This is a genomic window from Aeromonas sp. sif2433, assembly GCF_019218705.1.
In the GTDB taxonomy this organism is placed as follows: Bacteria; Pseudomonadota; Gammaproteobacteria; order Enterobacterales; family Aeromonadaceae; genus Aeromonas; species Aeromonas encheleia.
This window is the reverse complement of sequence record NZ_JAHUXD010000001.1, coordinates 506,660-531,820: the sequence shown is the minus strand read 5'-3', so window position 1 is coordinate 531,820 and position 25,161 is coordinate 506,660. Positions and strand designations below refer to the sequence as shown.

The window sequence follows — 25,161 nt, the reverse complement described above, 5'->3', positions numbered from 1 at the left end:
CCAAAACAGAGATGAAAGAGGACGCCATGGCATCAGCGGCTGATCCCGGCCAGGCTGAGCAGGAAGGCATATTCACGGGCGGCCTGCTGCTGCGCCGTGCGGGGGCTGGCCTGGTGGCCGCCGTCGAGCTCGGTGCTCAGCAGGTAGGGACCCGTCCCGGTGCTGTGCTCCCGCAGGCGGGCCAGCCACTTGAGCGGCTCCCAGTAGGGCACCTGACTGTCGTACAGCCCGGCCGTCACATAGAGGGGCGGGTAGGGGGCGGCGTGCAGGTTGTCATAGGGGCTGAGCCTGCGCATGGCGGCATAGTCGGCCGGCCTGGCCGGGTTGCCCCACTCGGCATACTCCTGGCGGGTGAGGGGCAGCTCGGGATCCATCATGGTGCCGAGCAGGTCGACGAAGGGCACCTGCAGCACGGCGCCAGCGAAGCGGGTCGGCGCCTGATTGAGCGCCGCCGCCACCAGCAGGCCACCGGCGCTGCCGCCCATGGCGAACAGGCGGGCGGGGTCGATGGCGGGATCCTGGGCCAGGGCATCGGCGACCGCCAGGAAGTCGTCCACGCTGTGCTGCTTGTGCAGGCCACGCCCCTCCTGGTACCAGTCATCCCCCAGCAGACCGCCGCCGCGTACGTGGGCGATGGCGTAGACGAAGCCGCGATCGAGCAGGCTCAGCACCTGGGGTTGGTAGTAGGGGCGCATGGGGGTGCCATAGGCGCCATAGCCATAGAGCAGCAGCGCCTTGGGACGGGTGACATCCTTGCGCCACACCAGGGAGACCGGCACCCGGGCGCCGTCCTTGCCCTGCACCCAGCGCCGTTCGCTCTGATAGGGGGACTCCGTGGCCTGGGCGGCATCGTTCGACCATCGACCCGAGGCCAGATCCAGCCAGCGCTGGTGCGGGGCCTCGGCCATGCCCTGGCGGCGGATCAGCACCCGTGCGCTGGTGGGATCCTGGCAGCCCTGGATCCAGGCCGTGCCGGCACCCTCGGTGAGCGGCAGGCTGTGCACCAGCCTGCCGTCGGCATCCAGCACATCGAGCCAGTCATCGCCCTCCTTGCGGTATTGCAGCACTGTGTGATCGGCAAACAGGCGCCACTTCTCGAGGGTTTTATCCTGGCCGGACCAGAGCCGGCGCCAGGGTTGCCGGCCCGCCTCGGCCAGGCTGGCGGCCTGGTAGAGACCGAGCTCGCCATCCTGATTGCTCTTGAACAGTACCCGTTCATCCAGGGTGTCCAGGTAGTACTCCACCCCGGGCTGGCGGGCCCTGATCAGGGCCGCCTTGCCGTCGTCCAGCAGGTATTGCTCGGAGCCGTTGTGGTTGTTGCTCTGCAAGATGAGGTGGCGCTTGTCCGTGGTGCGATAGAGGCTGAGCAACCAGGCGGCGTCCGCTTCCTGATGCACCAGCACCTCTTTACCCTCTTGCCAGGCCCACAGCTGCCAGGGACGCAGGGTGTTGCGCTCGTTGGCGACCGTGTAGAGGGTCTTGCCGTCCAGGCTCCAGAGCAGATCGCTGGCGCGGTGCGTCAGGGTGGTGAGCGTCTTGTCACTCTCCAGATCCAGCAGGGTTATGCGGTAATCCCGATCGCCACGGCTGTCCTCGGCCAGCGCCAGCCAGCGCCCGTCGGGGTGCAGGGACCAGCCGGCGAGCTCGTAGTAGCCGCTGCTTGGTTGGCGCGGGGCCAGCCGCTGGCGGGGGGCGGCCTGCTCATCGGTCCGCTGCCACAGGCTGCCGTCCGCCTGCATGCGCCACTGGCTGCCGGCCTGGTGCAGCCACTCCTCGGGCATGGGTTCGCCTCGCCCCCGGGCTTGCCACTCGGTTTGCAGCTGCCGTGCCAGCCCTTGCTGGCCGCTGAGCCGCTGCTCGGTCCAGCGGTTCTGCTCGCGCAGCAGCGCCAGCAGCTCGGGAGAGCGGCGGCTGTCGTCACGCCAGCCGCCATAGGGATCGAGCCGGGCTATCTCGCCCTTCATCAACAAGGGGCGCTGGGGGATGAGGGGCGCCGGCTCGGCGGCCTGGGGGGCAGGGGCCGCCAGCAGGGCGGCCAGGATCAGTAAGTGCTGCATCAGATCCCCCAGAAGGTGTAGCGCAGGCTGGCGCTCAGGGAACGGCCGGTCTGGGTGAAGAGGGAGGCGTCGGTGCCGGCTTCCAGCCCGGCCACATCCTGATAGCGGGTGTAACGGGTGTCGAACAGGTTATCCAGCTTGAGGTTGACCTTGAGGGCGTCGGTGATCAGCCAGTCGGCTGTCATGCCCAAGCTGAACCAGCCGGCGCTCTGCATGCACGCCCCCTGCTGCTTGGTCAGGCTGTTGCCGCAGCTGGGGACCCGGTTCATGGCGGCGGCGTAGTCGGCCTGCAGCCCCAGGCTCCAGTCGTTGGCCTGATAGCTGAGGCGGGTGTTGCCCTCCAGCGGGGTGAGGGTGCGCAGCGCCTCGCCCTGGCTGTCTTCCCCGTCGACCCAGCCGAGCTTGGTGGCGAGTTCCCACTCCGGGGTCAGCCAGTAGCTGGCGGCCACTTCGGCGCCCCAGGTCTCGGCCTTGGCCACGTTGCGGTACTGGCGCAGGATGACGCCGTCGCTCAGGCGCAGCCCCACCTCACGCCAGTCGATGAAGTTGTAGTAGCGGTTGTAGAAGATCGCGGGCTTGATGCTCCAGTTCTCCCCCTCGCCGCCCAGACCCCACTCGAAGCTGTGGCTGGTCTCCTCCTGCAGCTCGGTGTTGGCGATGATCTCGAACGGCGGCAGGGCGAAGTAGTGGGGGATGTTGCCGTACACCTTGTCGTAGGAGGGGGCTCGGAAGCCGTTGGCGTAGCTGAGCCAGCTGCGCCACTGCTCGTTGACGCGGTAGCTGGCGGCCAGGCTGGGGGAGATGTGCCAGCTGTGGTTCTCGCCATTGCTGCCGTCCAGCGGGGTCAGCCACTGATGATCCATGCGCAGGGTCGGGGTGAACTGCCACTGGCCCAGGGTTGCCACGTCGCTCAGCCAGACGCCGGCCCTGTCGGTGCGGGCCCGGCTGAAGGGCGCCGACTGCTGGGGTTGCGGCACGCCGGCCTCCAGGCTCAGCTTGTCCACCGGCCGCTCGTGGCGGGTGCGCTCCAGCTCCATGCCGTAACTCAGCTGGTGGGCGAGGGCGCCTGTGTGGAGGTCGCGGCGCACATCCAGCTCGCTGCCGACACGGTCTTCGGTGAAGGTGGCCAGCTCCCGCTCGCTGCGATAGCGGGGGTAGCCGCTCAGCAGATCGTTTTGCAGCAGGCTGCGCTTGTTGGCGGTGTTCTTGGCATGGCCGCCATAGAGGCTCCAGCTGAACCGATCCGCCAGCAGATGATCGAGGCTGCTCGCCTCCCAGTTCAGCTTGCCTCCCTGGCTCGCCTGCGATGCCTCTTCGCGGTACTGGCGTACCTGCCACTTGCCATCGGGCTGGGGCACCTCGCGCGGTCCCTGATCCCGCTCGGCATTGTCTTCGAAGTAGTCGAGCTCGAGACGCAGCAGGTGGTGTTCATTCAGCTCGAAACGGGAGCTGGTGGAGGCGCTGAGGCCGTCCAGATCCGCCGGGATGCGGCTCTCGTCATAGTTGGCGGTCTCGTGTCCCTGCCAGCCGGAGAGGCGCAGCAGGTGCTCGCTGTCCAGCACCCGGGCGGCGCCGGTGGCGCTCAGCTTCTGTTTGTCGCTGCTGCCATCCTGCAGGATCTTGCCGCTCAGGTAGGCATCCTGGCCCTGCAGGTAGTCTTCCGGCTGCTTGGTGCTGATGACGATGGTGCCGCCGATGGCGTCTGAGCCGTGCAGGGAGGAGCCCGCCCCTTTGGCCACCTCGATCTGTTTGACGTCATCGAGGTCGAAGCTGAAGCGGCCCACCTTGTCGTTGAGATCGTCGGCGCCGAAGCCGTCGCTGACCCGCACCCCATCCTTGATGATCAGCACCCGGTTGCCACCCATGCCGCGGATGATGATGTTCTGCGGCCGGCCGGCGGAGCCGGTCACCGAGACGCCGGGCTCGTTCTTGAACACGTCGGTGAGCTCGGTGGCCACCTGGCGATCCAGATCCTCCTCGGTGATGACGGTGATGGAGCCCGAGACATCGGACAGCTTCTGCTCGATGCGCTGGCCCTTGACCACTATGGTCTCGCGCACCTTGAGGGTGGGGTTGATCCCGGTTGAGTCGATCCCGACCGGATCGCTGGCGGCCAGGGCTGTGCCGGACAGCAGCATGGGCCAGTAGTGCAATGGTGTTTTCATTGTTGATAATGATTATTATTTAAGCCTGAAGGGCGCGGATTATTGCAGAGTGGTCCAGCCAGATCAATGATTGATAACTATTATCATTTGGTTTTTATGATCTTGATTGGATTGATGTTTTTGACTGGTAAGTCAGTAGGGGAAGACAGACGTTTGCGGATAGATAGGTTAGCAATGAAGGAAAAGGGAGGGGGAGGGAAGAGGAAAGAACCTGTAACGAATGGAGCCACAGGCAATAAAAAGCCCGCCGGGGTGGCGGGCTTTTCAGACTCGATAAACCCCGTCAGGGGGTACGGTAGAAGCGATTGAGTTCGTTCATCACCTGAATCATGGCGCCCATGTCCGGGGTACCGTGCTTGATGCGGCGATAGCTGTCGCGATCCAGCAGTTCGAAGTCACCCTGCTTGTTGAAGTGGGTGATGGTGTTGTCCTGATAGATGGCGAAATCATTCTGATCGCCGGCCAGCAACCAGTTGCGCGGGCTGGTGTCGAACAGGCTGCGGCCTATGCTGTAGTCCCGCGGCGGATTGCGGACCCCCAGCATGCCCTTCATCAGGGTCGGCACCAGATCCAGGTGGCTGCTCGGTTGCTCCTGTGACTTGCTCTCGGCACCGGGCCAGGCGAGTACCAGAGGCACCTGCACCTGATAGGGCGAGTAGTTGCTGCCATAGCCCCAGCTGTTGCTCTGGGTTTCGTTGAACTCCTGACCGTGGTTGGAGGTGACGACGACTATGGTCTGCTCGCTCAGCCCCTGCTGCTGCAGCTGATCCAGCATCTGCGCCAGCAACTGGTCGGTATAGAACACCGTGTTCTTGTAGCGATTCTCCAGCTTCTGCAGGTTCTCGGTCCGGTAGGCGGTGGCCGGATTGAAGCGGGTCAGCTCGGGCTGGAAGGGCCCCTTCACACCGGCGGGCACCTGATAATCTCCCGGGCTCGACAGATAGACCAGCGAGAACCAGGGGCGGTCGTCGGTGCGCTTGAGCATCCACTGCTGCCAGTCGCCGATGAGGCGAGTGTCATCGATCTGCTCGGAGACAAACACCTGCTTGCGCAGGCCGGCGAGCAGGCTCTGCTGGTATTGCTGGGCATCTTCCAGCGAACCGAACAGGCCGAACTGATAGTCCTGGCGCAGCATCTCGTCGAACAGCACCGGTGGGCGCTTGTCGGTGCGGATGTCGTCATAGTAGTGGCCGGGCAGCCCGTAGAAGAGGCTGAACATCCCCATCACATCGTCGTTGCCGCCACTCATGTGGTTGCGGAAATTGAGATGGTTGTCTGCGTAGCGCTGCAGGTTGGGCATGTTGATGCTGTTGAGCATGTCGGCCCGCAGCGAGTCGACCACCACCACCAGCAGGTTCTTGTGCTCGGACGGGGCGCTCACGTTGAGTGGGCGCAGCGGGTAGAGCAGCCGGTGCTCACCGTTACCCTGATCCTCGGCCTTCTTCTCATACTGCTCGAGATCCAGCCAGCCATGCTTGGCCAGGAAACTTCTGGCGGTCATGGGGTAGGAGAGCGGGAAGTTGGCGCGCTGCATGGTGATGGGCTGATACAGGGTCGCATCGGCCCAGCTGTTGACCAGATGGGTCAGCATGAAGCAGACCAGCAGAGCCAGCCCGACCTGGTTGCCGTACTGGCGGCGCTTGCGCTTGTTGATCTTGCGCCACACATAGGCCGATAGCAGCAGCTGCAGCAGGAAGATAGTCGGCACCGCCACGAAGATGATGCTCCAGATCGAGCCCTCCTCGGTCTGGGCCTGATCCAGCAGCAGTTGCCACACCTGACCGTTCAGGTGGAACTTGAACAGCTGGAACACCTGGGTATCGATGAGCAGCAGCACCAGCGCCAGGGTGGCGATGATGGCCGAGATGAAGCGCAGCGGCCTCTCTTTGGGCAGCACAAAGCTCAGCGGGAAGATGGTCAGCAGGTAGGTGACGAAGCTCAGAAACGAGAAATGACCTATCCAGCTGATGATGAGATAGGTCACGCCGAGCGTGGTCGATGGCCAACTGATGGAACCCAGGTAACGGGTCGCGATCAGCATGGCCAGGATGATGTTGAAGAAGGAGAACCAATGCCCCCAGGTGATCAGGCGAGAGACATTATCACGATAGGGGTTGCCGGTTTCGACCATAGTGATCCATCTGCGTAGAGAAACGTCAAAAAAGTCGGCGACTCAATGTGCGTCGTGGCGATTGTCGACCGAAGAAGTCAGAGCCTGGATAAATTTTTCAGCAATAGCCTGACGTTGTGCCGGAGCCATGTTGTTGATGATGTTGGTGCTCAGATTGCCCAGCACCATCAGGCTGAGGTCGACTGGCGCTTTGTGCTTCTCCAGTACGGTGATCAGGTCATTCATCAGGTCATCAAATTGCTGGTTTGTGTACTTTGATACGATGGGCATAATCTTCAGTTCATCTCGGTTCAAAGCGCCTTATAATACTTCACCCTTTCGGCTAACACTATGGCTTTGTGACATGAGTCTCGATATCGACAAGATCATTCTTCACTCCCTGCGCCAGGGCAACGATGGTCAACCGCACGCCGACACCCGCAGCCAGACCCTGCCTGCCGACGAGGCGGTGCAAGGGCTGATGGCAGAACTGCATCGCATCTATAACGGCAAGGGCGGCAAGGGCTTCGGTTTCTTTGCCGACCCGGAAACGGCCGTTGCCGAGCTGGCCGACGGCGAAGACGCCCCGAAACAGCCCTCTCCCGCCTTTCGCATCGCCCTCGAGCAACTGCTCGGCGAGCAGACCGAATTTGTCCCCTTCTCGGTGACCATGACCCAGTTGCTGGTGAAAAACCTGGTGGAGCACGCCCTGGATGAGCAAGGGGTGCTGTTGTTTGCCAAGTACAACTATGTCGGCGTCGATTATTTGATGATTGCCCTGCTGGAAGGCAAGGAGAGCGTCACCGTCAGCGAGGCGCTGGACCTGCGCCATATTCACTACCTGGATATCGGCAAACTCAACCTGGTGGCCCGCATCGATCTGACCGAGTGGAAAACCCAGCCGGAATCCCGCCGTTATATCACCTTCAGCAAGGGGCGGGTCGGCCGCAAGTTGGGGGACTTCTTCCTGGATCTGCTGGGTGCCCGCGAGGGGATGGATGCCAAGGTGCAGAATAAAGGCCTGTTGCAGGCGGTGGACGATTATTGCGACAGCCGTCAGCTCGAACCCGCCGAACGCAATGACTACAAGAAGCAGGTCTTCAAATATTGCACCGAGCAGGCCAGCGCCGGCGAGGAGATAGAGATCAAGGAGCTCTCCGCCGAATTGCCGGGAGAGGGCGATCTCGACTTCTATAGCTTCCTCGGCCAGGAATATGAGCTGGAAGAGCGCTTCCCGGCCGATCGCTCCACCCTGCGTGGGCTGACCAAATTTGTCGGCTCCGGCGGCGGTCTGACCCTGAGTTTTGAGCAGAAGTTATTGAACAGCCGCATCTTTTACGATCCGCAGACCGATACCCTGACCATTCGTGGCGTGCCGCCCAACCTCAAGGATCAGCTGCTGCGTCAGTCATAATGTGATCCAGGCTCCATTTTTGCTAAAAAGACACCACAGCCCGCTGTGGTGTCTTTTTATTTAAGGGGTTGGCGTGCATGGAAACCGACTCGGTACTTTGTTAACACATTGCACAGAATAATGGGGATGAAAGGGTTTTCATTGGAGTGAAACCCCTTTCAATGGTGTAAATTTATTTCTGTTTGGTAATTATTTTTCGGTCAACAACCAAAAATATGCCAATAAATCCCCCTAACCTCCTGAAATAAGAAAATGTTTTCAGAACTTTCTGGAAGAAAATACGTAATTGCATTTCAAAAATGCGAGGCGTGTCATGTGAGGCGGTGGCGGCTTGGGATAATATTCATCTCGCACACAATGCTCTTACAGCGCGGAACTAATACAAGGAAAGGCTCATGAAAAAGAAATTGCTGTCATCCCTGATCGGTCTGGCTACTCTGGGCGTGGCTTGCTCAGCCACTGCTGCGATTGACGAAGGTCAACTGACCATCTGGATCAACGGTGACAAGGGCTACAACGGCCTGGCCGAAGTAGGTAAGAAGTTCGAAGCCGAGACCGGCATCAAGGTCACCGTCGCTCACCCGGATCAGGTCGAGGTGAAATTCCAGCAAGCTGCCGCCACCGGCAACGGTCCGGACATCTTCTTCTGGGCTCACGACCGTTACGGTGAGTGGGTCAAGGCCGGTCTGCTGGTCCCCGTGACCCCGAACGCCGCCGAGAAGGCCAAGTTCGAGCAGTTCGCCTGGGATGCCATGACCGTCGATGGCAAGACCTACGGTTACCCGGTCGCGGTCGAAGCCGTCAGCCTGATTTACAACAAGGATCTGTTGCCCAATCCGCCGAAGACCTTCGAAGAGATCGCCAAGATCGACGAAGACCTGAAGAAGAGTGGCAAGCGCGCCATCATGTGGGCCTATGACACCCCCTACTTCAGCTACCCGCTGGTGGCCGCCAACGGTGGTTATGCCTTCAAGAAGACCGCCACCGGTTATGACGTGAAAGACACCGGCGTGGCCAACGCGGGTGCCAAGGCAGGCGTCGGCTACATCTCCGAGATGATCAAGTCCGGTCACCTGGAGAAGGGCATCGACTACGGTGTCATGGATGCCAAGTTCAACAAGGGCGAAGTGGCCATGATGATCAACGGCCCCTGGGCCTGGAGCAACCTGGACAAGAGCGGCATCAAGTACGGCGTAGCGCCGCTGCCGACCCTGAAGGGTAAGCCGGCCAAGGCCTTCGTCGGCGTGCTGGGCGCGACCATCAACGCCGCCAGCCCGAACAAGGATCTGGCCATCGAGTTCCTCGAGAACTACCTGCTGACCGATGCCGGTCTGGCGCCGGTGAACGCCGACAAGCCGCTGGGTGCCGTGGCACTGAAGTCCTTCCAGAAGACCCTGGAATCGGATCCGAACATCAAGGCCACCATGCAGAACGCCCAGAATGGCGAGCCGATGCCGTCCGTGCCTGAGATGAGCCGTTTCTGGTCCTCCTTCGAAACTGCCCTCAAGAACGTCACCTCTGGCCGTCAGAGCGTTGATGAAGCCCTGGATACCGCTGCCAAGCGTATCGTTCAGTAAGCACGCACCAGGGAGGCCTTCGGGCCTCCCACTCTCTCAAATCTCTCTTGGCGTTATAAAGGTTAATTGGCATGGAAGTAGTACCTTCTATTGAATCCTATGCCGGTCCGAAGGATAAGCACACCTGGCTTAAGTGGACCCTCGCAGCCCTGGTAGCCATCCTCAACGGTTATGCAGCCGTGATGATGTACGCCAGCGGTGAGTGGGTATTCGCTCTGCTCGATCTGGTGGTGGTCTCCGTCGGTCTGTATGTCTTCATGAACAAGAAGACCTATGCCCACCGCTATATCTTCCCCGGTGTGGCTGGCATGGTTGTTTTTATCATCTTCCCTCTTGCCTACACGATCGGCATCGCCTTCACCAACTACTCGGGTGCCAACCTGCTCTCCCTCGAGCAGGCACGGGAATACCATCTGAAAAAAAGCTACAAGGTGACCGGCGGTGAATTCGATTTCACCCTCTTGGGTGGTGAGAACAATCAGTTTCAGCTGCTGTTGCAACAGGACGACCAATCCTTTATCAGTCAACCCCTTACCCTGCTGAATAACCAGGCTCGCACCCAGGCCGTCCGCGAGGGCAAGGTGCAGGATGGCGTCCAGGTTGTTCAGTTGCAGCCCCTGAACGGGGAGTCCGTCGGCCAGGCGGCACCCATCCGGGCCATCGTCGATCACCGTACCAACCTCAATGCGCTGGATCTGGTGCTGCCGGATGGCAAGATCCACCTGACCATGAGCAGCCTGCGCAAGTTTGCCGCCCAGAAGCCGCTCTATACCCAGCTGGTGGACGGCGCCGTGCTCAAGTCCGGGGTGGTGATCAAGGACAGCAATCTGCTGCGTGACAACCAGAGTGGCGAGCTGATGCTGCCCAACGGTGACACCGGCTTCTACCAGTACATCGATGCCGATGGCCAGTTTGTCGGCAAGGGCATGGCCCCCGGTTTCGTGGTGAGCGTGGGCTGGAAGAACTTCGCCCGCATAATGACAGACCCGGGCATCCAGGGTCCCTTCATGCAGATCTTCGTCTGGACCGTGATCTTCTCCGCCTGTTCGGTCGTCTTCACCCTGGCCATCGGCATGGTGATGGCCTGTCTGGTGCAGTGGGAGCAACTCAGGGGGCGCGGCTTCTACCGGGTCATGCTGATCCTGCCCTATGCGATCCCGGCGTTCATCTCCATCCTGGTGTTCAAGGGCTTGTTCAACCAGAACTTCGGTGAGATCAACCTGTTCCTGGAAGCGGCGTTCGGCATCAAGCCGGACTGGTACACCACCCCCTTCCTGGCCAAGGTGATGATCCTCATCGTCAATACCTGGCTCGGCTACCCCTACATGATGATCCTCTGCATGGGGCTGCTCAAGGCGATCCCGGAGGACCTCTACGAGGCGTCGGCCATGGACGGTGCGGGTCCGGTACAGAACTTCTTCAAGATCACGGTACCGCTGTTGATGAAGCCGCTCACGCCGCTGCTGATCGCATCCTTTGCGTTCAACTTCAACAACTTCGTCCTCATCCAGTTGTTGACCAACGGGGCGCCGGACATCATAGGGGCCAGTACGCCCGCCGGGACCACCGATCTGCTGGTGAACTACACCTACCGGATCGCGTTCCAGGGCTCGGGTGGTCAGGACTACGGTCTGGCCAGTGCCATCGCCACCGCCATCTTCCTGATCGTCGGCGCGCTCGCACTGCTCAACCTGAAATTGTCCAAAGCCGACAAGCAACTGTAAGGAGGCTTCTAAATGGCAATCGTACAACCCAAGTCAGTCAAATACCGGGTGTGGGCAACCCACCTGGTCATGTGGGGCTTCCTGGCGCTGATCATCTTCCCGGTGATCATGGTTATCGCCATCTCGTTTCGTAACGGCAACTTCTCGGTGGGGGAGATCATCCCCTCCGATCCGACCCTGGATCACTGGAAGCTGGCGCTGGGCATGTCCATCACCAACGCCGATGGCAGCATCACGCCGCCACCCTTCCCGGTGCTGACCTGGCTGTGGAACTCCATCAAGATCGCGGGCATCACCGCCGTGATGATAGTGGCGCTGTCGACCACCTGTGCCTATGCGTTTGCCCGCCTGCGGTTCCGTGGCAAGCAGACCATCCTGCAGGGGATGCTGATCTTCCAGATGTTCCCGGCGGTGCTGGCGCTGGTGGCCATCTATGCGCTGTTCAACAAGATCGGTGACTACATCCCCTGGCTGGGTCTCAACACCCACGGCGGCCTGATCCTGGCCTATATGGGCGGCATAGCGCTGCACGTTTGGACCATCAAGGGCTACTTCGAGACCATCGACTCCTCCCTGGAGGAGGCGGCGGCCATCGACGGCGCCACCCCGTGGCAGGCTTTCCGCCTGATCCTGTTGCCCCTGTCGGTGCCCATCCTGGCGGTGGTATTCATTCTGGCCTTCATCGGCACCATCACCGAGGTGCCCGTGGCCTCCATCCTGCTGCAGGATGTGAACAACCTGACCCTGGCGGTCGGTGCCCAGCAATACCTCTATCCGCAGAACTATCTGTGGGGTGACTTCGCGGCCGCCGCCGTGCTGTCCGGTCTGCCCATCACAGTGGTGTTCCTGCTGGCTCAGCGCTGGCTGGTGGGCGGTCTCACCGCTGGCGGGGTGAAAGGTTAAGTGTGCTTGCCGCATGTGCCACGCCGCCAACACCAAGGTGTTCCTGCTGGTCTATCACAGGGCTGGCTGGTAGGCGGTCTCACCGCCGGTGGCGTCAAAGGTTAAGGTTTGTGGCCGGGGGAGCAGGCTCCCCCCGCCATCACGATTTGCAAAGATTCAAGAGCGGAGCTCGTCATGGCTGAAGTAGTACTCAACAACGTTCGCAAGAACTACGATCCGGCGGTCCACAAGGACACGCTGCGCAACATCAACCTGGCCATCAAGGAAGGGGAGTTCATCGTCTTCGTCGGCCCGTCCGGTTGCGGCAAGTCCACCCTGCTGCGGATGATCGCCGGCCTGGAGGACATCACCAGCGGTGAGCTGACCATAGGCGGCCGCTACATGAACGACGTGCCGCCGGTGGAGCGCAACGTCGGCATGGTGTTCCAGTCCTACGCCCTCTACCCGCACATGAACATCTACGAGAACATGGCCTTCGGCCTCAAGCTCAAGAAGATGGACAAGGAGAACATCCACAAGCGGGTGATGCGCGCCGCCGAGATCCTGGGGCTTGAGCCGCTGCTGGACCGCAAGCCCAAGGCACTCTCCGGCGGTCAGCGCCAGCGGGTGGCCATAGGTCGTTCCATAGTGCAGCAGCCGCAGGTGTTCCTGTTCGACGAACCCCTGTCGAACCTGGATGCCGCGCTGCGGGTCAAGATGCGCATCGAGATCGCCAAGCTGCACAAGGAGCTCAACTCCACCATCATCTACGTGACCCACGATCAGGTGGAGGCCATGACCCTGGCCAACCGCATCGTGGTGCTGAGCCCGCTCAAGGGCGAGGCCGAGACCAACCTGGAGCAGTTCGGTACGCCACTCGATCTCTACCACAACCCGGACAACAAGTTCGTGGCGGGCTTCATCGGCTCTCCCAAGATGAACTTCCTGGCGGGCGAGCTGCAGGAGATAGGCGAGCAGGAGTGTGTGGTTCGGCTGACCTCAGGCGACACCGTGCGTGCCCGGATCGATGCCCGCAGCGGCGCGGTCGGTGACAAGGTCGAGCTGGGGGTGCGCCCCGAGCATCTGGTGACTCTGGATCACCCCCATGCCCACAGCAAGGTGACCGGCATAGTGCAGGTGGCCGAGCATCTGGGGGCCGAGTCCTTCGTCTATATGGACGTGGATGGCCACGACTTCACCGTCAAGGCGCACTCAGATATCGACGTGGCCACCGGCCAGCAGTACAGCGTCGGCATCCCGGCCGAGGCGTGCTATCTGTTCGATGCCAGGGAGCAGGCCTTCCCGCGCACGGCGAAATATATCCGCGCCTGAGGGCGCCCAGGTTTTCCTTGTATTCAATGCCTTTTTGCCGGTCATCAGACCGGCTTTTTATTGCCCGGCACTCGGCAAATCCGTGGCGAGCGATGGCCTGGTGCTTTCTGCGTCACGGGCGGCGTCCTCTTGCGGTGGGGGAGGCCAGGGCCAACAGGGTCGTGCTACACTGCCGCCCCGTTTGCCGGCAACAGGAGAAAACATGAAACAATTGATGGAGATAGCAGGTCGTCAGCTGGCCTATCTGGACGAGGGCCAGGGCCCGGTCCTGTTGTTTGGCCACAGCTATCTGTGGGACAGTGCCATGTGGGCGCCGCAAGTGGCCGCCCTCAAGGGGCAGTACCGCTGCGTAGTGCCCGAGCTGTGGGGGCACGGCGACTCCGATGCGCTGCCGGAAGGGCCCTGTACCCTGGCGACCCTGGCCCGGGATCACCTGGCCCTGCTCGATGCCCTCGGCGTGGATGAGTTCGTGCTGGTAGGGCTCTCCATCGGCGGCATGTGGGGGGTGGAGCTGGCCAGGCTGGCGCCTACGCGCCTCAAGGGACTGGTGCTGATGGACAGCTTCGTCGGCTGGGAGCCCCAGATCCCCTGCGAGCGCTATCTCGCCATGCTCGCCGCCATCGAGCAGCTTGGCAGCATACCGGCGCCCATCGTGGAGCAGGTGGCGCCCTTGTTCTTCGCCCATCAACCGGATGCGGCGCTGATGGCGGGCTTCAAGGCACGCCTCGCCAGCTGGCCAGCGGACAAGGTGGCGAGCCTGGTGGCGGTGGGGCGCAGCTTCGTGACCCGCGAGGATCGCATGGAGTGGCTCGAAGAGATCACGGTGCCGAGCCTGGTGATGACCGGCTGTGAGGACAAGGCCCGCCCCGTGCTGGAAGGCTATCTGATGGCCGAGACGCTGGCCTGCCCCTTCAAGGAGATCCCGGCCGCGGGCCATATCTCGACCCTGGAGAATCCCGAGTTCGTCAACCGGGCGCTGGCCGAGTTTCTGGCCAGCCTGTGATGACGGCCGGTCGCTGAGGGCCACAGTAAAAAAGGGAGCCTTGGGCTCCCTTTTTGCTGGCCGACGGTGGGGCCTACCAGATGTAACCCACGGCGAAGCCGGCGTAGAGCTCCCCATCGTGCTGGACTATGGGGCTGTTGGCGACGTCTTTGTCATAGAACTCGTAGTTGGCGGCAAACATGCCGATCCAGTGGGGGCTGAAGCGGTAGCTGGTGATGAGGGCGGCCATGGGGGAGAAGGTGGTGCCGGTGTCCCACTCGGGACGCTGCGCCGTGGCCTCGTTCCCCGAGACGCCGCCAAAGTAGTAGTTCGCCAGCTTGCTGCTGCGGATCATCACCCCCATGCCGGGCATGATGAGCAGCTTGTCCCGCAGTATGGGGAAGTCGGCCCACAGCAGCAGCTCCTGGCCGTTGCTGGTCCCGGTGACGTCCGTGCTGAGCCGGGTGCTGAGCAGGGCATAGGGGGTGATCAGGCTGGCGCCGACGCCACCCTCCAGCTCCCACTCGCGCTCCTCCATGCCCGCCAGCTCGGGGGCATCGTCGGGGTCCAGGTTGCCAAAGCGCACCCTGCCGTAACCGTAGGCGGCGAAGCTGTCATCCTTGTGGAAGTAGTAGCGGGCCCTGTCCCCGAGGAACATGAACTGCTCGCCAAAGTAGATGAAACCGGGCAGTGCGAGGGCGGTATCGTCCTGGCCCTGATAGCGGGCATTGCCGCCGATGACGGCGCCGCCCAGCACCAGCCCCTTGGGCACCGGGCTGGTCGGGCTGTCCTGCACGAAGATATCGAGTGAACCGAGATCGACCTCGGCCCGGGCGACGGGGGAAAGCAACAGCAAGAGGGAACAGGTGGCGGCAAGCTGACGGATTGGTGTCATCGTCTCTCCAAAGCATGGTGAACAGGTCGTATTGGCCACATCCCTGTGGGGCCTGGCCGAGCATGATAGCGTGCTTTCATCAGCGGCCGATACTGCTCATCACCGGCCTCTAAGGGGCTTGCGTCCTCACTATCATAGCTTGCCACCGATCGGCTGCGCGGCAAACCTGAGGAAGATGATCAGGCGGCCGGGATGGAGTCGTCCCGCTTGGGCCAGGCATTGAGCACCGCCTTGACCAGGGTCGCGAGCGGAATAGCGAAGAAGATCCCCCAGAAGCCCCACAGGCCGCCGAACACCAGCACGGCGATGATGATGGCGACCGGGTGCAGGTTGACCGCCTCGGAGAACAGCAGGGGCACCAGCAGGTTGCCATCCAGACCCTGTACCACCAGATAGGCCACCATCAGCCAGGCAAAGTCGGGGGTCAGCCCCCACTGGAACAGGGCCACCATGGCGACGGGGATGGTCACCACCGCGACCCCTATGTAGGGGATGAGCGCAGACAGGCCGACCGCCACCGCCAGCAGCACCGAGTAGCGCAGTCCCATCAGGGCGAAGGGGATGTAGGTGGCCACCCCGACGATGAGGATCTCGATCACCTTGCCACGGATGTAGTTGATGATCTGATCGTTCATCTCCACCCAGACCCGGTTGACCAGGGTGCGGTTGCGCGGCAGGAAGCGGCGCAGGCTGCCCATCAGCACCTGCTTGTCCTTGAGCATGAAGAACACCATCAGCGGCACCAGGATGACGTAGATCAGGATGGCGACTACATTGACCAGCGAACTCAGGGAGGCGCTCACCAGCTGCTCGCCGCCGGTCAGGATGCGTTGGCGGATGTTGTCGATCAGGGTCTCGACCAGGCTGATGTCGACGACGTCGGGGTATTTATCCGGCAGCCCACGCACATAGTCCTGGGCGTGGGCCAGCATGGCGGGCGCCTCCTTGGCCAGGTTGATGCCCTGGCTCACCAGGGTCGGGATCAACCCCAGCAGGGCCATGGTGGTCAGTGCGACGAACAGCAGCAGCACTAGGCTGGTGGCCAGGGTGCGGGAGAGCCCGGCCCGTTGCAGCCGGATCACCGGCCACTCCAGCAGATAGGCCATCACCAGCGCCACCAGTAGCGGCGCCAGCAGATCGCCGAACAGCCAGAGCACGGCGAAGCAGAACACCAGCAGCAGGAACAGGGTGACGGCAGCCGGATCGGAAAAACGGGTCTGATACCAGCGCTTCAAGACTTCTAACATCGGAGCTTCCTTACATTACTGGGATCATGACGACGGCATGACCCCGACGACTAGCTGCAAAGAGAGGCAGGCTTCGGACTCCTGCAGTTGCAGAACCTGATGGCCCTGGCGACGCAGCCAGGCCGGTATGTCCTGTCTTGAGCCGGGATCTCCCAGCAGGATGTGCAGGGATTGGCCGGGTTGGGCGCGGCGCAGCCAGAGCTTGAGCCGGATGAGGGGCTCGGGACAACGCCAGGGGGTCAGGTCGAGCTGTTCCCATTGCTGTTCCATATTAAGGGGAGGCTCCATCGCGCGCAGTGGCCGCCATTATGGCCGTGATACCAGTATGAAACAACGCTTGTGAGCCTTGATAGGCAAGGGTATTCTGCCAGAGCCTTTTCCGATGGAGATAGAGATAACGTGGCCCGTTTTTCCCCCTTGATGGCATCGCTTCCCATGCTGGTTTCCCTGATGGGGGCCACCTTCCATGCCCAGGCGAGCAACCAGCTGCCCGACATCGGTACCGCCGGAGTTGCAGCCCTGCCCATCGAGCAGGAAGTGCGCTATGGCAATGCCTTCATGCGTTTCGCCAGGGCGGGCTTGCCCATCATCGACGATCCCGTGCTGAGCGAGTATATCGATGATCTGGGTCAGCGCCTGCTCACCAACGCCGATGGGGTACGTTTCCCGTTTACCTTCTTCCTCATCAACGACCCCAGCATCAACGCGGCCGCCTTCCTGGGGGGCCGGGTCAAGGTGCACACCGGGCTGTTCCTCTACGCCGACAGCGAGAGCGAGCTCGCCTCGGTGCTGGCCCACGAAATCACCCACGTGACCCAGCGCCACATCGCCCGTTACATGGAGGCGCAGGCCAGCAGCTCGGCCATGACCCTGGCCGGTCTGGTGGGCTCCATCGCACTCGCGGTGATCAACCCCACCGCCGGTATCGCCGCCCTGCAGGCGACGCTCGGCCTGTCGATGCAGTCGGCCATCAACTACACCCGCGACAACGAATACGAAGCGGACCGGATCGGCATGAAGACCCTGTATGACGCCGGTTTCGATCCCATGGGCATGGCCACCTTCTTCCAGAAGCTGGCGGCCGAGTACCGCTACGCCAGCAAGCCGCCTGAGATGCTGCTCACTCACCCGCTGCCCGAGACCCGGATCAGCGAGGCCCGCTCCCGTGCCAGCAGCTATGGGCAACGGACCCTGCCCCCCAGCCTCGACTTCTGGCTGGCCAAGGTGCGCATCCAGGTGCGCTACGGCACTGAGAGCCCACAGGGGCTGCTCACCTACTTCGACAGCCGGTTGCAGAAGGGGGATTATCCCCTCAAGGATGCCGCCCTCTACGGCAAGGCGCTGGTGCTGTTGCAGCTCAAGCGCACCGACGAGGCCGATGCCCTGATGCAGCAGCTGGCGGCGCGCCATCCCGAAGACCTGTTCATGGTGGATGCCCTGACCGACATCGATCTCGCCAAGGGGCGCAGCGCCCAGGCCATCGCCCGGCTGGAGCGGTTCCGCACCCGCATGCCGGACAACGAGGTGGTGGTGGTCAACCTCGGCAACGCCTATCTGGAGGCGGGGAACTACAAGAAGTCCATCGCCATCCTCGACCCCTATGCCCGGGAGCACGAGGAGAACAGCCTGGCCTGGAGCCTGCTGTCCGATGCCTATCGCAAGGCCGGACGGATGACGGACTTGCACATGGCCAGGGCGGAGACGCTCTCCCTGCGCGGGGATTATCAGGCCGCCATCGACGAGCTGATCGTGGCCCGTGGCACCACCAGCGACAAGCTGACCCTGGCCCGCATCGAGGCCCGCATCACCCAGCTGGAGCGGGCGAAGAAGGACCTGGACAGCCTGAAGGGCTGATAGGCCAGGGGATAGCACAATGAAACGGGGTGTGCCTGCGAGGGTGCGCCCCGTTCTCTTTTTGGTCAGCCCTGTGCCCCCCGACATGCCCTCGACGAGGCAAGCGCCGAGCCGCTATCGGCCTCTCGCCGCCCAGGCGCTGAGGGCGGCGAGCTTGGCTTCGTCGAGCTCCCCCTGCAGGGTCTCTTGCAACCGTCCTTCTTCATCGAGCAGATAGCTGGTGGGCAGCGCGCTCGGACGGGGGAAGGGCAGGCTGGCCTCATCCAGGGGGATCATCAGGGGCACGGCAATCCGGTAGCGTTGGGCCAGCTCGGTCAGCTCGGCGGGGGAGGCCGGATCATAGTTGATGGCGATGACCCTGATTTTGCCCTCCCGCTGCAGCGCCGCGAGCAGCGGCATCTCCCGCAGGCAGGGGGCGCACCAGGGGGCGAAGTAGTTGACCAGCAGCGGCTTGTCGGCGAATTCGGCCAGCGCAACCTGCTTGCCGGCGGCATCGGTGAAGCCGGGGGGCGGCGAACAGGCCCCCAGCAGAGTGGCCACAAACAGCCAACAAATTCGTTTCATTTCCAGTCCCCTTGCGCTTACCCTGTGCATCCGTTTCCCCTACAATAGCGCCGTTTCTTGTCCCATCTTGCGTTCAATCAGGGAGTTACCATGAGCGAGACCCAAATTTACCACAATCCGCGCTGCTCCAAGAGCCGTGAAACCCTGGCCCTGCTGGAGCAGCACGGGATCGCCCCTGAGGTGGTGCTCTATCTGGAACAGGCGCCGAGCGAGGCACAAATTCGGACCCTGCTGGCGCAGCTCGGGTTCGAGGATCCCCGCCAGCTGATGCGTACCAAGGAGGATCTCTATCGGGAGCTGGAACTGGCCGCCCAGAGCGGCGATGCGCTCATTAGCGCCATGCACCAGCACCCCAAGCTCATCGAGCGCCCCATCGTCATCCGCGATGGCAAGGCCCGCATCGGTCGCCCGCCGGAGCAGGTGCTGGAGATCCTCAAGTGACCACTCGCTTCGCCCGCCTGCTGACCCTGGTCGGCTTCTTCGGCCTGCTGGCCTGGGTCATCCTGTGGCACCTGTGGCTCTCGCCCCACCCTGGGCTCAACCCCTGGCTACTGCCGGTTATTTGGACCGTGCCGCTGCTGTTCCCGCTCAAGGGCATAGCGCAAGGCAACCCTTATACCCATGCCTGGGGCAACTTCGTGCTGATGCCCTATTTCCTCCATGCCCTGACCCTGATCACCACGGACGAGGGGGAGCGCGCGCTGGCGGTGGTGGAGTTGGTGTTCACTACGCTCGCCTTCGTCGGCACCATCTACTACGCCCGCCTGCGCGGTCGTGAGCTGGGCCTCAGCATTCGCAAGAAGAAGGATCAGGCCGAATAGGCCAGCTTCAGCCCTGACGAGACGCCCCGCATGGGGCGTTTTTTTATGCCGGCGCGCCGTGGCGACGGGCCGTCAGCTGATGCTCGCTGAACAGGATCAGCTCGGGGTAGAAGCGCAGGAAGCCCTGCTCGCAGGCTCGCCACTTGGCCTCATCCAGGGTGCTGAGCGCCTCCCCCAGTGGCAGCGGGCGGCGCAGCCGGTGGCCTATGCCATTGAGGGCGCGGGTCAGCCCCTCTTTGCTGTGGTAAGAGGCGATCCAGTTCTGCTCCGCCATCCGCCGCAGGGGCAGGGGCAGGCCGTCCGGCAGCAGAACGTGATCCGCCAGCAGTTGGCCATAGCTCTCGCTCAGGAAGCGGGGCAGGGGCTCTGCGGTAAATTGCTGCCAGTGCCGGCAGAGCCAGTGGTCATAGAGCATGTCGACCAGGATGCCGCCAAAACGGCGCCAGGGCGCCTCGAAGCGGCCGACGGCGGCCCTGTGTTCGGGATGCGCGTCGGTGAAGGCATCTATCTTGCGATGCAGCCAGATCCCCTCGTCAAAGGCGGGACCCAGGGCACTGGGCAGCGGTCCCTTGACGAAGTCTCCCAGCAGATTGCCGGTGAGGGAGCTGTGGGTGTGGGCGGCCAGATGCAGGTGAGCCAGATAGTTCATGGGGGCGGGCGTTGACCGTGGCTGAGGGGGACTGTGGCTGAGCCTAGCGGATCTGCCGGCCCTTGCCTATGGCTTCGGGCTGGCGGCAGATCCGCCGGCGCAGGGAGGGGCCGTGGCAGGCCCGGCTCAGATGGCGAGGAAGGCCAGTATCAGGATGGGGCCGAGCAGGCTCAGGATGAAGCCGGAGACGATGGCCACCGGCACGACCTGGATGCCGCCGGACTTCTGGATCACCGGCAGGGTGAAGTCCAGCGCGGTGGCGCCGCCATAGCCGATGGCGGCGGAGGGGTGACGGCGCATCAGCATGGGAATGATGAGGATGGCGATGAGTTCACGCCCCAGATCGTTGATGAAGGCGGCGGAGCCGAGCACAGGGCCCAGCTTGTCGGCCACCAGGATGCCCGACAGCGAATACCAGCCGAAGCTGGAGGCCAGCGCCAGGGCATGGCTGAACGGCATGTCGAGCAACTGGGCCGCCAGCAGGCTGCCGAGCCAGCTGCTGAGGATGACGGTGGCGGCTATCTTCATGCCCCAGGGGTTGAGCAGGATCTGGCGCAGCCGCATGCCGGAGTTGCGCATCTGGATGCCGATGAGCAGCAGCAACAGCATCAGGGCCCACTCGCTCCACTTGTCGATGGGCAGGGCGCGCAGATCGACCAGCAGGCCGAGGCCGACCCCTGCCAGCACCACGAAGCAGAGCTGTAGGGACTCCCACAACAGATGCAGCTTGCTCGGCATCCTGGCATCGGGTGCCTCGTGGGTCGGCGGGCTGCGCTTGTCCAGCCACCAGAGCGCCAGCAAGTTGCAGGCGGTGATGGCGGCCAGCATCACCCCGGCCACCTTGAAGATCACCGCCAGGTTGCTGCCGAGGTTCTCCACATAGGCCAGCCCCAGCCCCATCAGAAACAGGATGAGGTAGACCATCTTGCCGAGGGACTGATTGATCAGCTTGATGAGCCGGGTGGAGGAGAGGGGGACAAGATAGCCAATCACCAGCGGCAGCAGGATCAGCAACACATTCAGCAACATTGGGGCCTCGGTCACAAAACTGGGAAAACGACACATTACCACTACTTATGGGCCAAGAGTCATATATCCATGAGTTTGTATGTTTCATTCGGCCCTTTTTTTATCGGATTGTTACCTTTTCATTGCGAAGCCCCCTTCCCGAAGTGCCCTGGCCTCGGGTCGTCATCGCCAATGAAATCAATTCCATTTCGAAAAAAGTGCGTTTTGTTCGACTGAACAGGTATGAATAAAGTGACTCTGAACGGCTTCTGACTGAAATGGCTGAATCTTCTTGCCACTGGTGCGTTCCGGGTATAAAAAGGCGGTATCTCAGAGGTGGTGAAAAGCGGATTTTATGCAGACAAAGTGCTGAAAAATACCGTCAAGGCCAATAAAAATACAGATAAACCACTAAATACCTCGGTTCTGTATTGTTTTTTAACTACCTGAATGATATTTTCGCTGAAGGTTGCCATCGGTTAACTTTTTGTTAAATTTGCGATGGTGGAGTCGCGCCGTAGCGGCGTCTAGGGACAGACAAGGTTGTAATGGATGAGCGACGTTGCCGCACTGGAAGTTCGTGAACTGCACAAATATTTTGGCACCCACGAAGTGCTCAAGGGCATCGACATGACGGCCCACAAGGGGGACGTGATCTCCCTGATCGGCTCCTCCGGCTCGGGGAAGTCGACCTTTCTGCGCTGTATCAATCTGCTGGAGACCCCCTCTTCCGGCACCGTATCACTCCATGGCGAGCTGATTCGCATGAAAGCCAACCGGGCCGGTGAACGGCTGCCGGAGGACATGCGCCAGGTCGAGCGTATTCGCAGCCGGCTGGCCATGGTGTTTCAAAGCTTCAATCTCTGGTCGCACATGACCATCATGCAGAACATCATCGAGGTGCCTATCCAGGTGCTGAAGGTGCCCCGTGCCGAGGCCATCGCCAAGGCGGAGCAACTGCTCAACCGGGTCGGCCTGTGGGAGCGGCGTGACTATTATCCCGGTCACCTCTCCGGCGGCCAGCAGCAGCGCGCGGCCATCGCCCGCGCCCTGGCGGTGGAGCCCGAGGTGATGCTGTTTGACGAGCCCACCTCGGCGCTGGATCCCGAGCTGGTGGGGGAGGTGCTCGGGCTGATGCGCGAGCTGGCCGAAGAGGGGCGCACCATGCTGGTGGTCACTCACGAGATGTCGTTTGCCCGCGACGTGTCGAACAAGGTGATGTTCCTGCACCAGGGCAGGGTGGAGGAGGAGGGCAATCCCAAGGAGATCTTCGCCCATCCCAAGTCGGAACGATTCAAGCAATTCATCTCCTCCATCTATTGATGGGCGGGATTTCAATATTCAACAATCTTCGTTTTCAACGATCGACGTGTTTATCAAGGAGAGATACATGAACAAGCTGATGCTGGCGACCGCCGTGGTGACTGCTCTGTGTTCCGGCAGCCTGATGGCCAAGGAGTGGAAAGAGGTGCGGATCGGGGTGGAAGGGGCCTATCCTCCCTTCTCCTGGACCGAGCCAAGTGGCGAGGTGAAAGGCTTCGACATCGACATCGCCAACGCCCTGTGTGAAGAGATGAAAGTGAAGTGTACCCTGATCAAGCAGGACTGGGACGGTATCATCCCGGCGCTGCTGTCACGCAAGTATGACGCCATCATCGCCACCATGGACATCACCGAAGAGCGCAAGAAGAAGGTGGACTTCACCCAGAAGTACCAGCACATTCCGGCCCGCTTCGCCGCCAAGAAAGGCACCGAAGTGCAGCTCGACAAGGCCTTCATGGACGGCAAGACAGTCGCCGTACAGCGCGCCACCTCCATGGACACCTACATCACCGACAACTTCCCCAACGCCACCATCAAGCGCTACGGCACCGCAGACGAGGCCTATCTCGATCTGAAATCCGGCCGGGTTGACTATGTGATGGCCGACTCCGCCGCCATCAGCGACGGTCTGCTGAAGAAGGAAGGGGGCGATGCCTTCGAGTTCGTCGGCCCGAAACTGACCGATCCCAAGTGGTTTGGCGAGGGTGCCGGCATCGCGGTACGCAAGGCGGACAAGGATCTGAAGGATAAATTCAACGCCGCCATCCTGGCCCTGCGCGCCAACGGCAAGTACAAGGCGATCAACGACAAGTACTTCGACTTCGACGTCTACGGCGAGTAAGAACGCCGTCTACGACGGATCAGGATGAGACGCTCACGGCGAGTCATCCAGACAGTTTGATCCCCGTCTGTAGTCTTCGGGCCCGTGGCCTCCCCAGGGGAGTTTACGGGCCCGCTCAGTTGCAATGGAGCTGCATGTGGTCGATTTGAAAGGATATGGAGCCTCTGCTTGGGAAGGGCGAGCCCACTCAATTAGTTGCGATGGAGCTGCATATGTTTGATTTGAAAGGATATGAAACCTCCCTGCTGGAGGGCGCCTGGGTCACGCTGGAGGTGGGGCTGGCCTCGCTGCTGCTGGCTCTGCTGCTCGGCATGCTGGGAGCGCTGGCCAAGCTCTCACCCTACAAGTGGGCGCGCGGCATCGCCACCGGCTACACCACCGTCATTCGCGGCATCCCCGATCTGGTGCTGATGATGCTGCTGTTCTTTGGCGGCCAGGTGCTGATCAACAACCTCTGTACCTGGGTCAACGAGACCTACAATAACTGGCTGCTGGAGAGCAATCCGAACCAGGAGTGGGTCTCCCTGCTGCCCGATTACATCGACATCAGCCCCTTCGCGGCCGGGGTGGCCACCATCGGCTTCATCTTCGGCGCCTACATGACCGAGACCTTCCGCGGCGCCATCCTGGCGGTGGACAAGGGCGAACTGGAGGCGGCCCGTGCCTTCGGCATGCGCGCTAGCCAGGTGTTTGTGCGGATCCTGTTCCCCCAGATGATGCGCCACGCCCTGCCGGGCTTTGGCAACAACTGGCTGGTGCTGCTCAAGACCACGGCGCTGGTCTCCATCATCGGGCTCGATGACATGGTGCGCAAGGCGTCCCTGGCGGCGGGCTCGACCCAGCAGCCATTCACCTTCTACATGGCGGTGGCCCTGATCTTCCTGATCTTCACTGCGGTCTCCACCTCGGCACTCAAGTGGGCCGAGCGTCACTATGCGATAAAGACGAGGTAAGCCATGGATTTCTCAATCATTCTCGATGAGTGGCCCACCTACTGGCAGGGCCTATACACCACCATACTGCTGGTGGCGGCGTCCCTCGCGCTGGGTCTGGCGCTGGCGGTGCCCATGGGCATCTTGCGCAACAGTCACAACTGGCTGATCAAGGGGCCGATCTGGGCCTATATCTACTTCTTCCGCGGCACCCCTCTGCTGGTGCAGCTGTTCATCATCTACTACGGCGCCGCCCAGTGGGAGTGGCTGAAGAACAGCGTCGCCTGGGAGCTGTTCTCCGAGGCCTGGTTCTGTGCCCTGCTGGCGTTCACCCTCAACACCGGTGCCTACACCGCCGAGATAGTGCGCGGCGCCGTGCTCAACATGCCCAAGGGGCAGATCGAGGCGGCCAACGCCTTCGGCATGACCCGCTGGCAGACCCTCACCCGCATCATATTGCCGAACTCGTTCCGCCGTGCGCTGCCCGCCTACAGCAACGAGGTGATCTTCATGCTGCAGGGCTCGGCGGTGGCGGGCATCATCACCATAGTCGACCTGACCGGCGCGGCGCGGATCATCAACTCCCGCTACTACAGCCCGTTCGAGGCGTTCCTGACCGCCGGCCTGCTCTACATGCTGCTGACCTTCGTCATCGTCTGGCTGTTCAAGAAGTGGGAGACCCGCTGGCACGCCCACCTGCGCCCCCGCTCCGTGTAATGGAGCGTATAAAGCAGAGACAAAAAAGCCCGCATATTGCGGGCTTTTTTTTATGGGTAGGAATGGC

At 61.9% G+C, this 25,161-nt stretch carries 23 protein-coding genes; 13 read left to right on the top strand and 10 right to left on the bottom strand.

Features of this window, described 5'->3' with window-relative positions:
* Window positions 1–32: 32 nt before the first annotated feature.
* From KW825_RS02250 to KW825_RS02235, 4 genes are all read right to left on the bottom strand, one after another.
* Window positions 33–2,057 carry a prolyl oligopeptidase family serine peptidase gene (locus KW825_RS02250; protein ID WP_218328061.1) on the bottom strand — a complete coding sequence of 675 codons (2,025 nt, stop codon included), beginning with the start codon at window positions 2,055–2,057 and terminating at the stop codon, window positions 33–35.
* Window positions 2,057–4,222 carry a TonB-dependent hemoglobin/transferrin/lactoferrin family receptor gene (locus tag KW825_RS02245; RefSeq protein WP_218328060.1) on the bottom strand — a complete coding sequence of 722 codons (2,166 nt, stop codon included), beginning with the start codon at window positions 4,220–4,222 and terminating at the stop codon, window positions 2,057–2,059. The genes KW825_RS02250 and KW825_RS02245 overlap by 1 nt, the downstream gene beginning before the upstream one ends.
* A gap of 283 nt (window positions 4,223–4,505) precedes the next feature.
* The gene (locus KW825_RS02240) at window positions 4,506–6,353 is read right to left on the bottom strand and encodes a DUF3413 domain-containing protein (protein WP_218328059.1); all 1,848 of its coding nucleotides are present in this window, start codon (window positions 6,351–6,353) and stop codon (window positions 4,506–4,508) included.
* Window positions 6,354–6,395: 42 nt separating this feature from the next.
* Window positions 6,396–6,623 (bottom strand): YejL family protein, encoded by a 228-nt coding sequence (locus tag KW825_RS02235; protein WP_042651480.1) that lies wholly within the window; start codon window positions 6,621–6,623, stop codon window positions 6,396–6,398.
* A 73-nt stretch (window positions 6,624–6,696) separates the two neighbouring features.
* Here KW825_RS02235 and yejK point away from each other — a divergent pair, with 73 nt between their 5' ends.
* The 6 genes from yejK to KW825_RS02205 all read left to right on the top strand — a co-directional run bounded on the left by yejK (window position 6,697) and on the right by KW825_RS02205 (window position 14,264).
* Entirely contained in the window at window positions 6,697–7,746 is a 1,050-nt protein-coding gene (gene yejK, locus KW825_RS02230; protein ID WP_218290276.1) for a nucleoid-associated protein YejK, read from the top strand.
* A 395-nt stretch (window positions 7,747–8,141) separates the two neighbouring features.
* A complete protein-coding gene (gene malE / locus KW825_RS02225; RefSeq protein WP_042651482.1) occupies window positions 8,142–9,323 on the top strand; it encodes a maltose/maltodextrin ABC transporter substrate-binding protein MalE in 1,182 nt (393 codons plus the stop codon).
* Between the two features lie 71 nt (window positions 9,324–9,394).
* The gene (malF, locus tag KW825_RS02220; RefSeq protein WP_042651483.1) at window positions 9,395–11,047 is read left to right on the top strand and encodes a maltose ABC transporter permease MalF; all 1,653 of its coding nucleotides are present in this window, start codon (window positions 9,395–9,397) and stop codon (window positions 11,045–11,047) included.
* Window positions 11,048–11,059: 12 nt separating this feature from the next.
* Window positions 11,060–11,950 (top strand): maltose ABC transporter permease MalG, encoded by an 891-nt coding sequence (malG, locus tag KW825_RS02215; RefSeq protein ID WP_033131921.1) that lies wholly within the window; start codon window positions 11,060–11,062, stop codon window positions 11,948–11,950.
* Between the two features lie 174 nt (window positions 11,951–12,124).
* Window positions 12,125–13,261, top strand: a complete 1,137-nt coding sequence (locus KW825_RS02210) for an ABC transporter ATP-binding protein (RefSeq protein WP_218328058.1) — start codon at window positions 12,125–12,127, stop codon at window positions 13,259–13,261.
* 202 nt (window positions 13,262–13,463) lie between these two features.
* The gene (locus KW825_RS02205) at window positions 13,464–14,264 is read left to right on the top strand and encodes an alpha/beta fold hydrolase (protein ID WP_218328057.1); all 801 of its coding nucleotides are present in this window, start codon (window positions 13,464–13,466) and stop codon (window positions 14,262–14,264) included.
* A 73-nt stretch (window positions 14,265–14,337) separates the two neighbouring features.
* Here KW825_RS02205 and KW825_RS02200 read toward each other — a convergent pair whose 3' ends face one another.
* The 3 genes from KW825_RS02200 to KW825_RS02190 form a co-directional block, all read right to left on the bottom strand.
* Window positions 14,338–15,138, bottom strand: coding sequence for a MipA/OmpV family protein (locus KW825_RS02200; RefSeq protein WP_042651486.1), 801 nt, complete (start codon window positions 15,136–15,138; stop codon window positions 14,338–14,340).
* Window positions 15,139–15,317: 179 nt separating this feature from the next.
* On the bottom strand, window positions 15,318–16,385 hold the full coding sequence (locus KW825_RS02195; RefSeq protein WP_218328056.1) for an AI-2E family transporter: 1,068 nt from the start codon (window positions 16,383–16,385) through the stop codon (window positions 15,318–15,320).
* A 24-nt stretch (window positions 16,386–16,409) separates the two neighbouring features.
* Complete coding sequence (locus KW825_RS02190; protein ID WP_042651488.1) at window positions 16,410–16,655, bottom strand: sulfurtransferase TusA family protein; 246 nt, start codon at window positions 16,653–16,655, stop codon at window positions 16,410–16,412.
* A gap of 129 nt (window positions 16,656–16,784) precedes the next feature.
* Between KW825_RS02190 and KW825_RS02185 the strand changes: the two genes are divergently transcribed.
* Window positions 16,785–18,239 (top strand): M48 family metalloprotease, encoded by a 1,455-nt coding sequence (locus KW825_RS02185; RefSeq protein WP_371315765.1) that lies wholly within the window; start codon window positions 16,785–16,787, stop codon window positions 18,237–18,239.
* Window positions 18,240–18,353: 114 nt separating this feature from the next.
* Here KW825_RS02185 and KW825_RS02180 read toward each other — a convergent pair whose 3' ends face one another.
* Entirely contained in the window at window positions 18,354–18,833 is a 480-nt protein-coding gene (locus tag KW825_RS02180; RefSeq protein ID WP_218328055.1) for a TlpA disulfide reductase family protein, read from the bottom strand.
* Window positions 18,834–18,893: 60 nt separating this feature from the next.
* Here KW825_RS02180 and arsC point away from each other — a divergent pair, with 60 nt between their 5' ends.
* Together arsC and KW825_RS02170 are read left to right on the top strand one after the other, a co-directional pair.
* On the top strand, window positions 18,894–19,244 hold the full coding sequence (gene arsC, locus KW825_RS02175; RefSeq protein ID WP_042651491.1) for an arsenate reductase (glutaredoxin): 351 nt from the start codon (window positions 18,894–18,896) through the stop codon (window positions 19,242–19,244).
* Entirely contained in the window at window positions 19,241–19,624 is a 384-nt protein-coding gene (locus KW825_RS02170) for a DUF2069 domain-containing protein (protein WP_042651492.1), read from the top strand. The genes arsC and KW825_RS02170 overlap by 4 nt, the downstream gene beginning before the upstream one ends.
* A 43-nt stretch (window positions 19,625–19,667) precedes the next feature.
* Here KW825_RS02170 and KW825_RS02165 read toward each other — a convergent pair whose 3' ends face one another.
* Complete coding sequence (locus KW825_RS02165; RefSeq protein WP_218328054.1) at window positions 19,668–20,273, bottom strand: ACP phosphodiesterase; 606 nt, start codon at window positions 20,271–20,273, stop codon at window positions 19,668–19,670.
* 126 nt (window positions 20,274–20,399) lie between these two features.
* Window positions 20,400–21,302, bottom strand: a complete 903-nt coding sequence (locus KW825_RS02160) for a lysine exporter LysO family protein (protein WP_042651521.1) — start codon at window positions 21,300–21,302, stop codon at window positions 20,400–20,402.
* Between the two features lie 531 nt (window positions 21,303–21,833).
* Here KW825_RS02160 and KW825_RS02155 point away from each other — a divergent pair.
* From KW825_RS02155 to KW825_RS02140, 4 genes are all read left to right on the top strand, one after another.
* A complete protein-coding gene (locus tag KW825_RS02155) occupies window positions 21,834–22,604 on the top strand; it encodes an ABC transporter ATP-binding protein (RefSeq protein WP_218290287.1) in 771 nt (256 codons plus the stop codon).
* A gap of 67 nt (window positions 22,605–22,671) precedes the next feature.
* On the top strand, window positions 22,672–23,445 hold the full coding sequence (locus tag KW825_RS02150; RefSeq protein ID WP_042651495.1) for an ABC transporter substrate-binding protein: 774 nt from the start codon (window positions 22,672–22,674) through the stop codon (window positions 23,443–23,445).
* Between the two features lie 212 nt (window positions 23,446–23,657).
* Window positions 23,658–24,398, top strand: coding sequence for an ABC transporter permease (locus KW825_RS02145; protein ID WP_042651496.1), 741 nt, complete (start codon window positions 23,658–23,660; stop codon window positions 24,396–24,398).
* A 3-nt stretch (window positions 24,399–24,401) separates the two neighbouring features.
* The gene (locus tag KW825_RS02140; RefSeq protein ID WP_042651497.1) at window positions 24,402–25,094 is read left to right on the top strand and encodes an ABC transporter permease; all 693 of its coding nucleotides are present in this window, start codon (window positions 24,402–24,404) and stop codon (window positions 25,092–25,094) included.
* The last annotated feature ends 67 nt before the right edge of the window (window positions 25,095–25,161 follow it).